This window comes from Psychrobacter sp. UBA2514, assembly GCF_002341255.1.
In the GTDB taxonomy this organism is placed as follows: Bacteria; Pseudomonadota; Gammaproteobacteria; order Pseudomonadales; family Moraxellaceae; genus Psychrobacter; species Psychrobacter pacificensis.
This window is the reverse complement of sequence record NZ_DDNS01000006.1, coordinates 24,489-36,205: the sequence shown is the minus strand read 5'-3', so window position 1 is coordinate 36,205 and position 11,717 is coordinate 24,489. Positions and strand designations below refer to the sequence as shown.

General features: G+C 43.1%; 13 protein-coding genes. 6 read left to right on the top strand and 7 right to left on the bottom strand.

Annotation, left to right across the window (positions count from 1 at the left end; translation table 11 throughout):
• Positions 1 to 150: 150 nt before the first annotated feature.
• The 5 genes from tatC to B3V51_RS01615 all read right to left on the bottom strand — a co-directional run bounded on the left by tatC (position 151) and on the right by B3V51_RS01615 (position 3,630).
• Positions 151 to 1,038: a twin-arginine translocase subunit TatC gene (tatC, locus tag B3V51_RS01635; protein ID WP_223334056.1), complete on the bottom strand. Its 888-nt coding sequence runs from the start codon at positions 1,036 to 1,038 to the stop codon at positions 151 to 153.
• Positions 1,038 to 1,697 carry a Sec-independent protein translocase protein TatB gene (gene tatB, locus B3V51_RS01630; RefSeq protein WP_286707853.1) on the bottom strand — a complete coding sequence of 220 codons (660 nt, stop codon included), beginning with the start codon at positions 1,695 to 1,697 and terminating at the stop codon, positions 1,038 to 1,040. Before tatB ends, tatC begins: the two co-directional genes overlap by 1 nt.
• Positions 1,698 to 1,723: 26 nt before the next feature.
• On the bottom strand, positions 1,724 to 1,966 hold the full coding sequence (gene tatA / locus B3V51_RS01625) for a Sec-independent protein translocase subunit TatA (protein WP_075106429.1): 243 nt from the start codon (positions 1,964 to 1,966) through the stop codon (positions 1,724 to 1,726).
• Between the two features lie 224 nt (positions 1,967 to 2,190).
• Entirely contained in the window at positions 2,191 to 3,027 is an 837-nt protein-coding gene (gene hisIE, locus B3V51_RS01620; protein WP_093071234.1) for a bifunctional phosphoribosyl-AMP cyclohydrolase/phosphoribosyl-ATP diphosphatase HisIE, read from the bottom strand.
• A 159-nt stretch (positions 3,028 to 3,186) separates the two neighbouring features.
• Complete coding sequence (locus B3V51_RS01615; protein ID WP_093071233.1) at positions 3,187 to 3,630, bottom strand: thioesterase family protein; 444 nt, start codon at positions 3,628 to 3,630, stop codon at positions 3,187 to 3,189.
• A 434-nt stretch (positions 3,631 to 4,064) separates the two neighbouring features.
• Between B3V51_RS01615 and rpmI the strand changes: the two genes are divergently transcribed.
• The 5 genes from rpmI to B3V51_RS01590 all read left to right on the top strand — a co-directional run bounded on the left by rpmI (position 4,065) and on the right by B3V51_RS01590 (position 9,172).
• Positions 4,065 to 4,262 (top strand): 50S ribosomal protein L35, encoded by a 198-nt coding sequence (gene rpmI / locus B3V51_RS01610; RefSeq protein ID WP_058023536.1) that lies wholly within the window; start codon positions 4,065 to 4,067, stop codon positions 4,260 to 4,262.
• Positions 4,263 to 4,397: 135 nt separating this feature from the next.
• Positions 4,398 to 4,754: a 50S ribosomal protein L20 gene (gene rplT / locus B3V51_RS01605; RefSeq protein ID WP_071002829.1), complete on the top strand. Its 357-nt coding sequence runs from the start codon at positions 4,398 to 4,400 to the stop codon at positions 4,752 to 4,754.
• Positions 4,755 to 5,061: 307 nt separating this feature from the next.
• A complete protein-coding gene (gene pheS / locus B3V51_RS01600; protein WP_058023537.1) occupies positions 5,062 to 6,117 on the top strand; it encodes a phenylalanine--tRNA ligase subunit alpha in 1,056 nt (351 codons plus the stop codon).
• A gap of 102 nt (positions 6,118 to 6,219) precedes the next feature.
• A complete protein-coding gene (pheT, locus tag B3V51_RS01595; protein ID WP_286707852.1) occupies positions 6,220 to 8,625 on the top strand; it encodes a phenylalanine--tRNA ligase subunit beta in 2,406 nt (801 codons plus the stop codon).
• 247 nt (positions 8,626 to 8,872) lie between these two features.
• Positions 8,873 to 9,172 (top strand): integration host factor subunit alpha, encoded by a 300-nt coding sequence (locus B3V51_RS01590; protein WP_186474946.1) that lies wholly within the window; start codon positions 8,873 to 8,875, stop codon positions 9,170 to 9,172.
• A gap of 166 nt (positions 9,173 to 9,338) precedes the next feature.
• Here B3V51_RS01590 and B3V51_RS01585 read toward each other — a convergent pair whose 3' ends face one another.
• Positions 9,339 to 9,701 carry a hypothetical protein gene (locus B3V51_RS01585; protein ID WP_071002831.1) on the bottom strand — a complete coding sequence of 121 codons (363 nt, stop codon included), beginning with the start codon at positions 9,699 to 9,701 and terminating at the stop codon, positions 9,339 to 9,341.
• A gap of 545 nt (positions 9,702 to 10,246) precedes the next feature.
• Between B3V51_RS01585 and B3V51_RS01580 the strand changes: the two genes are divergently transcribed.
• Positions 10,247 to 11,137 carry a KPN_02809 family neutral zinc metallopeptidase gene (locus B3V51_RS01580; RefSeq protein WP_286707851.1) on the top strand — a complete coding sequence of 297 codons (891 nt, stop codon included), beginning with the start codon at positions 10,247 to 10,249 and terminating at the stop codon, positions 11,135 to 11,137.
• A 161-nt stretch (positions 11,138 to 11,298) separates the two neighbouring features.
• On the opposite strand, the gene B3V51_RS01575 is transcribed toward B3V51_RS01580, so the two are convergent.
• Complete coding sequence (locus B3V51_RS01575; protein WP_093071229.1) at positions 11,299 to 11,526, bottom strand: glycine zipper 2TM domain-containing protein; 228 nt, start codon at positions 11,524 to 11,526, stop codon at positions 11,299 to 11,301.
• Positions 11,527 to 11,717 lie beyond the last annotated feature (191 nt).

Genomic DNA, 11,717 nt, shown 5'->3' with positions numbered 1-11,717 from the left:
TAAATACAAGAAGTGATTAAAAACACAAGGGGCAAAAAAAGCCACTGGATAAACAATGGCTCATAGATGGTGGTACTCAATCGTGACAATAAGCACTAAGCTTACGCGTGGGGCAAGAAGAAAACAAGATAAGTCAGACGGGTAAATGCTTTATTCTTTGATTGTTGATATCAGGTCGGTACTAGGTTCTTCTTTGATCAAGATTTTTGCTAAAAATAACCCAAGCTCAAACAGTAACCACATCGGGATTGCTAGCATCAGCATGGATACCCCGTCAGGCGGCGTGACCACGGCAGCCACAGCAAAACAGCCCACAATGATATAACGACGCTTTTCTTCTAGACTCTGAATGGAGACAATCCCTGCCAATATCAATAGCAAGGTCACAACTGGAATCTCAAAGGTCAAGCCAAACACCATAAATAGCTTTAAAGCAAAACTCAGATAACTGTCGATATCGGTCATCGGTAATACGTTTTGCGGGGCAAACATAATAAAAAACTTTAAGACCCCTTTGAGCACAATAAAATAAGAAAACGCCACACCTGCATAAAACAAAAATATAGAAGACAGCAGCACTGGGATAGCGATTCTCTTTTCTTTTTTATATAAACCTGGCGCAACAAATGACCATATCTGATAAAGAATATAAGGCATCGCCAAAAAGGCAGCAACGAAGACCGTCAAACGTATCGGTGCCATAAAGTTCGAGGTGATATCTGTGGCAATCATGGTCGAATTGGCAGGCAACTGTGCCACCAACGGATCCGATAAAAAGTTATACAGCTCACGTGAGTAACCGACCAACCCCAAAAATATGATCAAGACAGCCACGCATATTTTGATTAGATGGCGGCGTAGCTCAATCAAATGCTCAGTGATAGGCATATCGCCCAATGCGCTTAAAACATCCTCTGATGATTCATTTTGAGTGCTATCAGTTGTTGCTTTACCGTCTTGATTAATGCCATTTAAAGCAGGAATATCTGAATCAGTGAGTTTTTCTTGGCGGCTTTTTTTGCGTTTGAGTAGTTGCATCAGTCAGTCCCCTGCTTATTATCAGAAGTCTGCGTACTTACCGAGCTATTTAGTAAGGTATCGGCTTTATAGTTCGGTAGATAAGGTGGCATTGGGAGGCGACGAGCTTTATCGTAAGCACCCAAACGGAACCACATATTTTCCCACGGTCGGGTATTAAGGATTTGAGTAACGGGCACGGCCATATCGCTATCATCGTTGCTGTTACCGTGCTTTGATAACTGACCCTTCTCTAAAGTATCTTGTGGCTCGTCAGTTGCATAAGAGTAGTCGAATGCTTTTGGTATGGCTGATTGCTGATGATTTTTTGTGTCGTCAGCTTTGCTATTTCTATCATTCGCGACCGTTTCATTTGATGCTTTTAGAGAATGGTTTTGTGAGCTTTCAAAAGCCTTCATATTGCCGCGCATCTCCGCCATCTCACGCCTCATATCGGCTTCGGTTTGACGAATTTTGGCCAGCTCTTTTTGCATTTGTTGGCGTGTCTCAGCCAAGTCTAGCTCGGCCTCTATTTCAGACTGTAATGTGGAGACGGTGCGGCGAATTTTGGCATACCATTGCCCAGCCGTACGCGCTGCCTGTGGCAGTTTTTCTGGGCCCAAGACGATTAGGGCGATTACGCCAAAGAGAAGTAGTTCAGAAAACCCGATATCAAACATAATGGTCCGATGTCACTGTCTAGATGCTATACATTATGCTTGTCATCAACCTTAGTGGTTGCTGGGCGCTCGTCGGTATGGGCCGTGCCATCATGGTCAAGCACCACGCGTTTTTTGGCATGCTCTGTATTTTCATCTTTGACCGCTTCTTTAAAGCCTTTAACCGCACCGCCCAAATCTTTGCCCGCGTTTTTTAGTTTTGCAGTGCCAAATACGACAACGACGACGACCAATAGTATCAGCCAATGCGTAATAGAAAAACTACCCATAATGGTATCCTTGTGACCTGGTTTTGTGACTTAGTTTTCAGTCTTCATATGTCTGCTTTGTGTTGATAAAGCCTGCTTTGAATTGATAAAAAAGTTATGTATCAAAAAAAGCATCACATATAATTCGAGATAAAACAGAGCTATATTATAACCTGCAGTTATTACAAATAGGTGAAATCAACAATAATCAAACAGGGTCGATGCTTTTTTTTGTATCTTAATAACTATCTAGCCGCTTTTTCGTCGATACCTGATAAGCCAAACCGTCTACCTAGCTCATTTAGTACAGCGTCTGACTCTATGTCAAACCATGCCAGTCCGACTAAAGTATGGAACCAGACATCTGCCACTTCATAGATCAGCTCGTGGCGCGCCGCCTCAAAAGCAGCTTTGTCTTTATTTTCATCACAGTGAGCAAAATCTTTGGCAGCAATGATGCTCTCTGTACTCTCTTCACCGACTTTTTCTAATATTTTATTCAAGCCTTTGGCGTATAGGCTGGCGACATAAGAGCTGTCGGCATCGGCTTGTTTGCGCTCTGCCAATACCTGATCGAGCTGTTGTAGCACAGAGCCTTTATCGACTTGCGCTTGAGTGTTATTAGAGTCGATGGTCGCGCTAGCATTTTCGTTTTCAGCATTGGTGCTAGCAGATTTATCAGAATGATAAATATCCGCAGGGTCTTTCAATACTTTATCGACTGTCTGCCATTCAGGTGTTTGGCCTGATAGATCTAAACGCTGATAAAAACAAGACTCACGGCCTGTATGACAAGCAATACCGCCCGCTTGAGTCACGCTTAGCACAATCACGTCTGCGTCACAGTCTAGACGAATATCGTGGACGGTTTGCGTATGACCTGATGATTCGCCTTTGTGCCACAATTTGCCACGCGAACGCGAAAAATAAACCGCGGTCTGCGTTTGTACGGTGAGCTGTAATGCGTCTGCATTCATCCAAGCCATCATCAAAATACGGCCTGACTTGTGATCTTGAGCAATTGCAGGAATCAAACCATCAGCATTAAAAGTTACGGCAGTCAGCCAAGCAGGTAGAGTCATAATGTATGTGTCGTCTTATAGTTAGAGAGTAAAAATATCAATAAGTAATTATACTACTTATGATTGGAGCGAGGAGATTGTCTAAAATGCTCTGAAATATGATGTCATATGAAAGCTGCGCGAGCATTAAAATGAGAAAGGTGATATTGACTCGCTATTTTACAGCCTAAATAAATGAGGATATAGAGCCTCTTTGGTCGTGTTATCGAGCTTAATCACTTTATTGAGATTAAAATCATAATTCCTAAAATGTTGTCTTGCTTTGGCGACCACTTCACCTGTGTGCATACGTGTGATCTTTATCACGATGCTACCGCCATTATCATATATTGGCTCAACACCGACTTCAAACAAAAGCTCTTCGCATACTCGTATACGACTCAAAATAACCAACTGCAATGTATCAATAATTAAGCCCTGGTTATCTGAATTGATTTCTTTAATACCTTTAGCGTGTAGAAACCTTAGTCGCGCTTCGGACAGAAGGGCAGTCAGAGATTCGATGGTCACATGCTGTCCCAAGTCGATTTCGGTATGACGCACGCGCATCACTGTCTCAAAAACAAATAAATAATCCTCAAATACCAACTCTTGCTTTGACACACTATCTCCTAAAGTGGTGGCAAACAATTATGCTACTTATCATGCGATAGGTTGGCAGAATCATAATAATGATGAACAAATAAAAGGCTGTATACACTTAATAAATGAGTGTGCTTTCATGACACTCATATTATGATGTAACTTAAGTATCTACTTAAGCACAGCTTCAGCTGACATTCAATCTATTTGGATGAAAATTGACCATTTTTATGAGGTTTTTAAGAGCTGCGCTGTAGCGCTACTCATGCTGGCTAACGGTCTTTATTGCCAAGTAAAGGTTAGCCAAAACTTTACTTGGCAAAACAAGGCACTATCTGCTAAAATACCGCCTCCCACCTCGAGGCAAATAGAGGTTTAGTGGTTATTTATATAGCGATTATTCGGTATGACTATTTGACGACCAGGTTCTAAAACAGAAAAAGAGGCAAATCATCATGAAAGTTAAGATGAAAACCAGAAGCGGTGCCGCTAAACGCTTCAAAAAAACAGCAAACGGCTTTAAACGTAAACAAGCATTCAAAAGCCATATTTTGACCAAGAAATCACCTAAGCGTATTCGCCAGTTGCGTGGTCTTAAGTTGGTACATAAATCTGACGAAGCAGCCATTCGTCGTATGTGCCCATACATCTAATAGCCTACTGTCATCTATCTTTGATTGAAAACTATCTGATGAAATGATAGTTGACTTTGCAATCTGACAATGATGTTTGTTATTTGACAGCATCATCACTCGCTTAACAGTGATTACAAAATCTTGGAGTAAATTATGGCCCGTGTAAAACGTGGTGTACAGGCAAATCGCCGTCACAAAAAAATCTTAAAACGCGCAAAAGGCTACTACGGTGCCCGTTCACGTGTTTACCGCGTAGCGGTACAGGCAGTGACCAAAGCTGGTCAATATGCTTATCGTGACCGTCGCAACAAAAAACGTACTTTCCGTCGTCTTTGGATTGCACGTATCAATGCTGGTGCACGCTTAAACGGCTTAAGCTATAGCCGCTTTATCAATGGCTTGAAAAAAGCAAACATCGCAATCGATCGTCGCGTTCTAGCAGACATCGCTATGCATGATGCAGCGACTTTCACAGCATTGGTCGAAAAAGCAAAAGCGGAACTAGCATAAATATTAACTACTCTTTAGAGATTAAGTAGATATAAAATTTATCTAAGTAAGCGTCTAAACGAATAGAACTAATATTGATTAATAGTACGATATTAATAAAAGCTACCGCTGGTCGGTGGCTTTTTTTATTTTAAATTATGGTGTATTTACTTAGTCTGAGTGGATACCAGCACCTGCTCTTTATCTGTCTAAATATTCAAGCCTTTTAGACCACTTATCTTTATGAAGATAACGGGATAAATGGTTTGCAATATTTGGTCAAACCCCTACAATTAATAGTCCGTTCAAATCAGGAATAATGCGTCTTATGACTAACCCTGCTGCTACCAACGACTTGTCGGCGCTACCGACCTTGTCTTCAGAGCTAAACGAGCTCAATGAAGCTCAGCTTACCGACTTTGCGAGTGCTGCTGAAGCTTTGATTCTACAAGTAACTGATGCGCGTACCTTGCAAGACTTGCGTGTGCAATTGACTGGCAAAAAAAGCCCATTGACGGGCTGGTCAAAGCAGATGGGCAAACTCGATGCTGATGATAAAAAAACCTACGGTGGCTGGTTGCACGAGGTGCGTAGCCGCATTCAGCAAGCGCTGAGCGATCAACAGCAGCAGTTAGAAGTCGCCGCGCTCAACGCCAAGCTAGAAGCAGAGAGCATTGATATTACGTTGCCAGCTCGCGGTGGTCAAAAAGGTCATCTGCATCCAGTAACGATGATTACTCAGCGTATGCAGCAGTACTTTATTCAAGCGGGCTTCAATGTTGCCACCGGCCCTGAAGTTGAGAGCGATTACTATAACTTTGAAGCGTTGAATATCCCGTCGCACCATCCTGCGCGCGCGATGCATGATACATTCTATTTCGATGCGCATTATCTACTGCGTACGCATACCAGTCCTGTCCAGATTCGTACCATGGAAAAGAACGAGCCACCGATTCGCATCATTTGCCCAGGCCGTGTTTATCGTAACGACTCAGACCAAACCCACTCACCGATGTTCCATCAGTTAGAAGGCCTTATGGTCACAGAGTCGAGCACTTTTGCTGAGCTAAAAGGTCTGATTAGTGAGTTTCTAGAAGCATTTTTTGCCAAAGAGCTGACCGTACGTTTCCGTCCTTCATTTTTCCCATTCACTGAGCCGTCTGCAGAAGTAGATATCTTAGATGATAACGGCAAATGGCTTGAAGTGATGGGCTGCGGTATGGTACATCCACAAGTATTGACCAATTGCGGTATTGATAGCGACAAATACACAGGCTTTGCATTTGGGATGGGTATCGAGCGCTTTGCGATGTTGTATTACGGTATTGATGACTTACGTTTGTTTTTCCAAAATGACGTGCGCTTCTTAAAGCAATTTGGCTAACGTGCTTTTGTTGATATAAAAGTGCTCCTTGTTAATACAATAAGTTAATTTGCCAAGCTTTACTCCAACATCTTTATTATAAAATTCTGATCCGAGATATTTATGAAAATTAGCGAACAGTGGCTACGTCAATGGGTAAATCCCCAAAATACCAGCGAACAGTTGGCTGAACAGCTGACGATGGCAGGGCTTGAGATTGATGACCGTTACGCAGTTGCCCGTGCATTTAGCGGTGTGGTCATCGGTGAAGTCATCAGCGTTGAGCAGCATCCAGATGCAGACAAACTGCGTGTCACGCAGGTAAATATTGGCGACGCTGAGCCGCTACAAATTGTCTGCGGTGCACCTAATGTGACCGTCGGTATGAAAGCACCGGTTGCTACCGTTGGTGCGATACTACCAAGCGATGAGGCAAAAGGTTTTAAGATTAAGAAAAGCAAATTACGCGGTGTTGCCTCAAACGGCATGCTATGCGGCGCCTCTGAAATTGACTTGGTCGATGATATCGATGGCTTGCTTGAATTGCCTGAAGATGCACCAGTTGGTACCGATATCCGTGAGTATTTAGGTCTAGATAATCAGATATTAGATATCTCTATCACCCCAAACCGTGGTGATTGCTTTAGCGTTCGCGGTATCGCTCGCGAGATTTCAGTCATCAATGATTTGTCTGTACAAACGCCTGCGATTCCTGACAACATAGTCGCTTCTGATAATGGCGCAACGCCCGCTGTAACTGTTGATGCGGTAGAGGCGTGCCCTCGCTATCTGTTGCAATCGATTAGCAATATTGATCGTAGCATCGATACTCCAAAATGGATGCAAGATGCATTGGTACAGTCAGGACTACGTTCACACAACTTCTTGGTCGATGTGACCAATTATGTGTTGATGGAATTGGGGCAACCGCTACACGCTTTTGATGCCGATACCATCGAAGGTGATATCGTTGTGCGTTTGGCACAGCCTGATGAAACCATTACTTTGCTCAACGAGCAAACGGTTACGCTAACCGGTGATGAGCTTGTGATTGCTGATGACAAAGGTGCCTTGGCACTGGCTGGCATTATGGGTGGTCAGCGTAGCAGTGTCACCGATAGTACGACCAATATCGTGGTAGAAAGCGCTTTCTTTAATCAACTGGCTATCGCTGCGCGCGCACGCCGTTTCGGATTGCATACGGATGCATCACAGCGTTTTGAGCGTGGGGTCGATTTTGAATTGCCGAAACTTGCCTTGGCACGAGCTTGTGACTTGATCACAAGCATCACGGGCGGCGAAGCAGGACAAATAGTCACGGCCGAAAACCTTGAGCATCTGCCAGCACGCGAACCGATTACATTGCCAATCGCGAAAGTACGTGATGTTATTGGTATTGATATCGAGCCATCAGAGATGGTGCGTATCTTAACTCAACTAGGTTTTGAGGTAGAGCAGCAAAACGACGCATTGATTTGTAAGCCGCCGTCTTACCGTTTTGATATGAGTATCCGCGAGGATCTCATCGAAGAAATTGCCCGTATCTATGGCTATGACAATATTCCAAGCGTATTGCCATATTTGCAAGTCAGCATGGATTATGACGATACTGCAGATTTGACTCATGGGATGAAGCTAGCACTGGTCGATAACGGTTATATGGAAGCCATCAGCTTTAGCTTTAGTGATGCAAAATTAGAAGCATTGCTTGATGATGAAGCGCTAGGAGAGGTGTTGGCACTGGCAAACCCTATCTCTAGTGATTTGGCGGTCATGCGTCGTACCTTGCTGTCAAGTTTACTGCCTTGCGTGCAATATAACTTGAATCGTCAGCAGCCACGCGTACGTTTCTTTGAGACGGGTCTTAGCTTTGTTGGACAAAGTATCAGTGATTTGGTGCAAACCCCAAGCATTGCATTGGTCGCAGTGGGTGATGTATGGAGTGAGCAGGCTTATCAAAACCGCGTCTTAGATTTTTATGATCTCAAACATGATATTGAACAGTTATTACCAGCGCAGATCGATAGCGCCCGTATTCGCTATGAGCGTAGTGCGCTGAGCTTCCTGCATCCAGGACAAAGCGCTGAGTTATATATCGATGATATCTATGTTGGTTGGTTGGGTCAGCTACATCCAAATACTGCTAAGCAGTTGGATCTGCCAACGACATGGGTTGCCCAATTGTCACTGGCACCGCTATTGACGATTGCTCGTGAGCAGCATTCGATTACGACGCCTAGCAAGTTCCCACAAGTGCGCCGTGATATTGCTATTTTAGTAGACAGTGATATCAGTTTGCAGACTTTAGAGTCAACGGTACGAGCTGCGGCAGGTGATTTGTTGACTGATCTGTGGCTATTTGATGTGTATCAAGGCGATAAAGTACCGACTGGTCAGCGCTCATTGGCGTTTGCACTTGTATGGCAAGATGCTACACAAACCCTATCAGATGAAGCTGTAAAAACTGCCACTGATAAGGTTGTACAGGCATTAACGGATCAACACGCAGTCCAGTTACGTGACAGCTAATATTTAGTCTTTAAAAGACCCAATGCCCTATAGCCTCTTCAGTTATGAGGCTATGGAGCATTGCTATTCGTAAAAACTATTATTTATAACCCTTTTACTTGTAAAACAAGTTAAGTCATTATTAATAAAGGATTTTAATGTATAGTTTATTAAAAACTACTCAAAAAACCTTTATAATAATTAGACTTAACCCTCATACCGCTAAACCATGATATTCGACATCACGACATAGCATAGGAGTCGTACTGTGAGCACCTTAACCAAATCTGACATAATTGAGCACTTAATGAGTCATCTAAATCTGACACGCCAAGAAGGTCGCTGTCTGGTGGAGAACTTTTTTGATGAGCTGTCAGATAGTTTGATTGATGGCAAAGAGGTCAAGCTTTCAGGCTTTGGCAACTTTGAGCTTAAAGACAAAAACAGCCGTCCAGGCCGTAACCCTAAAACAGGAGAGCCTGTCGCCGTATCCGCGCGCCGCGTGGTGACTTTCAAGACAGGACAAAAGTTTCGTCAGAAAGTTGATGAGCGTTTATTTGATACTTAGTGTGTTATTGAGTATGACAGCTTGCTTGTTTTCGCTATAGCCTTGTATAGCCAATAAATACCAAGTATGGTTATAGGTAACTAGCTGTCATAAATTGCAGGCATAAAAAAAGAGAGCATAGGCTCTCTTTTTTTTATTACCGTTTATTTATTGTATGAACAATAAATTACTGAGCTGGCTCTTCAACAACAACTTCGTCAGAAGCGTCAACAGCAGCAGTATCAGTTTCGCTAGCTACGTCAACGCTAGTAGTAGTGCCGTCTACAGGAACTTCAGCGTCCATTTCGTCAGTAGCAGTTGCCACTTGAGCGTCAGCGATGTCAGCTTCAGCGTCAGCAACAGCAGCGTCAGCATCAGCAGGGATAGCTTCACCGTCAGCAGCGCCTTCAGCTAGCTCTTCTTGTGCGTCTTGCACTTCTTCTTGCGCGTCAGATAGATCTTCAGCAGCGTTTTCTTTGTTGCTGTCACAGGCAGTTAGGCCCATAGTTGCAGTCATGATACCAGCTAGAGCAAGTAATTTAAGTTTCATAAGGTTTTCTCCGGAAAAATGAAATGAGCAGTAGCAGCAACAAAGGACGAATTCCGAGGTTTCTCAGAATTCAATTAGTCTTAGTTACAGCTACTCAGCTTCCACGCATTCTATATGTTTTATATGAAAATGGAAATAGGGTTGTACAATTAAGTAACAATAATATTTAAAATAATATTTTACTTCATCTGTTCGATAGTATTTTTAATACAACAAACCTGATTAATCGACGTATAATCAATGACATTAGACTGTTACGGCACAATATGCAGTCCTACTTTTGGTTGTAATTTAACGTATGTATGGTGTTTAGTTAAGTAAAATTAGAGCCGATTGTCTCGTCTAATGAGGCACAAGTACGCCATTAATATGGGACAAGTAAATATGGGACAAATAAGCCATGATAATTAGCGCTATTTATATTAAGAAAAATTGCTTGTGAGTGAGCAAACCAAAAATCAAATCAACGTATTGAGCGGCATACTGTACAACATGAATAATGAACAATACGAGTGATTATATCTCGTATATTTGAGGAATAAACTATGAAATGGCAAGGCAGACGAGGCAGTTCTAATGTTCGCTCTAGTACGGGCGGCGGCAAAATGATAGGTGGTGGTATTGGCGGTATTATCATCGCAGGCATTTTATGGTTGGTATTTGGGGTAAATCCTATGACTGCGCTGCAAACAGGTCAGGTAATCGCTGGTGGTGGTAGTAATGGAACTTCCAGCGAACCTGCGATAAGTGACGATCGAGATACCCAGTTTGTCAAAGTTGTGCTGGCGGATACTGAAGAGGTCTGGCATCAGATATTTAACGAAGCGGGTAGTACTTATAAAGAGCCCTCGCTAATTCTGTTCAATGGTCAAGTAAATTCGGCTTGCGGTAGTGCCAGCGCGGCGACAGGGCCTTTTTATTGCCCAGGCGATCAAACGGTCTATTTAGACACATCATTTTTTGTGGAGATGCGTCAAAATCTGGGTATCGCAGGGGATCAGCAAGGCTCTGGGACTCAAGAAAACCAAGGTAAAGCGGGGGATTTTGCGCAGGCTTATGTTATCGCACATGAGGTGGGTCATCATGTTCAGACGTTACTGGGTATTAGCCAGCAGGTCAATGAAGCCCGTCGGCAAGTGACCCAAGCACAATCGAACAAGCTATCAGTATTACAAGAGCTGCAGGCAGATTGCTTTGCTGGCGTTTGGGCGCAGCGTAATCAGGAGCGCGTACAGTTTTTAGAAGCGGGTGATATTGATGAGGCTATTAATGCGGCTGGTCAAATCGGCGATGATCGATTTGCACAGGCGAGTGGTAGAGCGGTTGCGCCTGATAACTTTACGCATGGTACTAGCCAGCAGCGTGTTGAGTGGTTCACGCGGGGCTTAGAGAGCGGTAATGTACAATCTTGCGATACCTTTAGTGGTGCGCTTTAAAAGTAAGATTATTTTTTGCAACTCTGCCTATGGGTTATCAGTACAACAATAACCACGCAAAAATTTGACATAAAAAAGCCTGCAATCAATTGCAGGCTTTTTTATTATCTTCTATCTAATATGACTCAACGCATTATTAAGAAATATCAGTGTAGAAGTTTTTAGTTGTTATCAAGAATGTAACCACCAGCGCCACCGATAGCTGCACCAGCCAATGCACCACGAGCGATGTCTTTGCTGTCGCCTTTACTTCTGATAAGTGCGCCAGCTGCGGCACCTGCTGTTGCGCCTTTAGCGGTATTGCTCATACCACCATATGAATTACAACCAGTCATGATGAGTGCTGAGCTCGTAATTGCTGTCATTGCGATCGTCTTAGCAAATTGCATATTATCACCTATTTATTCGTCAAGTTTGAAATATAATACCTTTAAAAAAACAATGTCCATGATATTTTCAAATGTATTCCTACTGTCTACCATAATAGTGGGTTAGTAGATAGTTAGTCGTAGTAAAAACGCTAAACTTTGCAAACGACATGTAATTGATGTTTCCAGACTGTATCATAAAACGGGTACTT